The sequence below is a fragment of the Prosthecobacter sp. genome (assembly GCF_049294395.1).
Classification (GTDB): domain Bacteria; phylum Verrucomicrobiota; class Verrucomicrobiia; order Verrucomicrobiales; family Verrucomicrobiaceae; genus Prosthecobacter.
The window spans coordinates 1-2,834 of sequence record NZ_JBAQCR010000208.1 but is presented as its reverse complement, the minus strand read 5'-3'; the positions used below and the strand labels follow the sequence as shown (position 1 = coordinate 2,834).

Annotated in this window: 1 protein-coding gene; it reads left to right on the top strand. The window is 60.4% G+C overall.

Annotation, left to right across the window (positions count from 1 at the left end; all coding sequences use genetic code 11):
- The coding region (locus WAW39_RS13765) for a PVC-type heme-binding CxxCH protein (protein ID WP_422319761.1) at positions 1-2,834 on the top strand (2,834 nt) is incomplete at both ends.

The window sequence follows — 2,834 nt, the reverse complement described above, 5'->3', positions numbered from 1 at the left end:
CGGGCGAGTGGAACACCTATGAGATTCGGGCCGAGGAGCAGCGCATTCAGTTGTTTGTGAACAAGGTGCGCACGGTTGATTACAACGAGCGCGAACCGGGCATTGATCTCAAGGGACTTATCGCTCTGCAAATCCATGGCAAGTGCAAGGCGCAGATCTCCTACCGCAACATCACGATTGAGGCCCTGCCGGACGCGATGGTGCCTGAGGAGAAGGATGTGCTGAATCGCTTTGGCAATCCGGGGGCAGCGGTGGCAAAACATGAGGCGTTCAAGGATGGCAAGTTTGTGCTGGAGCAGGACGAGGTCATCGTGATGGCGGGCCAGGAGAATCTGGTGCGCGAGCAGAAGGTGGGCGAATTTGAAGCGGTGTTCGGCACGGCGTATGCGGCCAAGCAGCCGCGTTTTCGCTCGATGGCCTGGGAGGGCGACACCGTGTATGAGCAATGGCGGGATTTGAATTTCGGCGACTGGAAGGCGCAGCTGGATGCGGCGGGTGCGGGCATTGTGATCGCGCAATTTGGCCAGACGGAGTCGTTTGATGGGGTGAAGCGGCTGGCGGAGTTCAAGTCGGCCTATCATCGTCTGCTGGACCAGTTTTCCGCTCAGACCAAGCGTTTGGTGCTGGTGTCGCCAATGCCGTTTGAAAAGCCCACGGCATCCCATGCGCCAGACCTGACGCAGCGGAATGAGGATGTGAAGGCTTATGCCGAGGCGGTGCGCGAAGTGGCAAAGCAGCGCGGGGCGATCTTTGTCGATCTGTTCACGCCATTGTCGATTCCGGCGGCGAAGGCACGCATCACCGACGATGGTCTGCATCTGAATGCACTGGGACTGCGCGTGGTGGCACGGGAAATCGCGCAGCAGCTCGGGGCCTCATCGAGCGAGGCAGATGACCTCACCGCGCTGAAGGCGGCGATTGTGGAAAAGAACCGCCTGTGGTTCGACTGCTGGCGTCCGGCGAACTGGTCGTTCGTCTATGGCGACCGGGTGACGCAGATGTTTGGCAAGCCTGCGCAGGATGCGCCGTCGCTACGCGAGAGCTTTGAAGAACGCAAACCGCTCGTAGCCAAACTGGACGCGCGAATTCATGCGCTGGCCAAGGGTGAGAAGGTGCAGGATGAGCCGAAGCCGGAAGTCAAAGTGGTGACGGAGACGGTGCTGACGCCGGAGCAGCAGATGGCGGCATTCACGGTGGCTGAAGGCTATGAGATGAATCTTTTCGCTTCTGAGGTGGAAGGCGTGGCGAAGCCGACGCAGTTCTCCTGGGATGAAAGCGGACGCCTGTATGTGGCCTGCTCTCCGACTTATCCGCAGACCCGACCGGGCATCAAGCCGTCTGATTTCATCCTCGTGCTGGAAGACACGGATGGCGATGGCAAGGCGGACAAGTCCACGCGCTTTGCGGAAGGTTTGACGATGGTACAGGGCGTTGAGGTGGGAGCGGGCGGCGTTTATGTCTGTGACTTCGACCAGATCGTACATCTCAAGGACACGAACGGCGACGGCAAGGCGGATGAGAAGACGGTGCTGTTTGCAGGCTTTGGCATTGGCGACACTCATCAACTGGCTAATTCGATCTGCCATGGTCCGGATGGCGCGCTGTGGTTCACACAGGGGCTGCATGCGTTTTCACGGGTGGAAACGGCCTGGGGGCTGGCACGGCTGGAAAAAGCGGGCGTGTGGAAACTGAATGAGCGCACGCAGAAGATGGCGGCCTACTTCAACGGGGGCAAAGCGGGGCACAACTGCTGGGGAGTGGCGTTTGACGACTACAATCAGGTCTTCCACAAAAGCGGCGACCGTCCGGTGGGCTACTACAGCGTGCCTGGACTGGTGGCGCTGGCCGATCCCGATGAATACCACCCCACTGGGGCTTTGTTCGACTCGAATCCCAAGACGAACAGCCTGGAGTTCATCGGCACGAAAGCGCTGCCGGATGACATTCAGGGTTGCGCGCTGATCGGCGGTTACTTTGGTAATGTGGTGGAACTGCACCGCCTGGAAGATGATGGCTCCGGCTTCAAGAGCACGCAGCTGCCGAAGCTGGTGAAATCGAGCGACACCTCGTTTCGGCCGGTGGATGTGAGCATCGGGCCGGATGGCGCGATGTATCTGTGCGACTGGTTCAATCCGGTGATCGGCCACTATCAGGCGAGCTATGCGGACCCGCGCCGTGACCGCTCGCATGGGCGCATCTGGCGCATCACGGCCAAGGGCCGTGCACCCGTGAAACAGCCGAAGCTGGCAGAGATGAAGCCGGCGGAACTGCTGGAGCAACTGAAGTCACCGGAGCGCTGGACGCGCTACCAAGCGAAGCGCCTGCTGTTTGATGCGCCGACGGCGGAGGTGCTGAAGGCAGCGGATGCGTTCATCGCGAAGAATGACGACGAACATTTGCTGATGGAAGTCTGCGGTGTGTATGAATCGCATGAGGCGCCGAACGCGGACCTGGTGAAGCGTTTGCTCAAGGCGAAGGATGCCCGCGTGCGTGCGTATGGGGCAAGAGCGACGGAATCGCTGGAACTTCTGGCCCAGGCCGTGCGTGACGAGAATCCGCGTGTGCGTCTGGAAGCCGTGGTGGCCTGCGCGCATGTGACCAAACCCGAAGCCGTGGAGGTGGCGGTGCAGGCGCTCGACAAGCCGACGGACAGGTTCATTGACTACGCGCTCAAGCAGGTGGTGAAGAGCCTGAAGCCGCAGTATGTGCCGGTGATGGCGAAGCTCACTTTTGGCGGCAATGCCAAACAGGCCGAGTATGTGAAGAAGATCGCCAGCGCAGCCGCCGTGGTGGATCATCCGGGCAAGGCGGTGTATGATGCGCTGTGCCTGAAC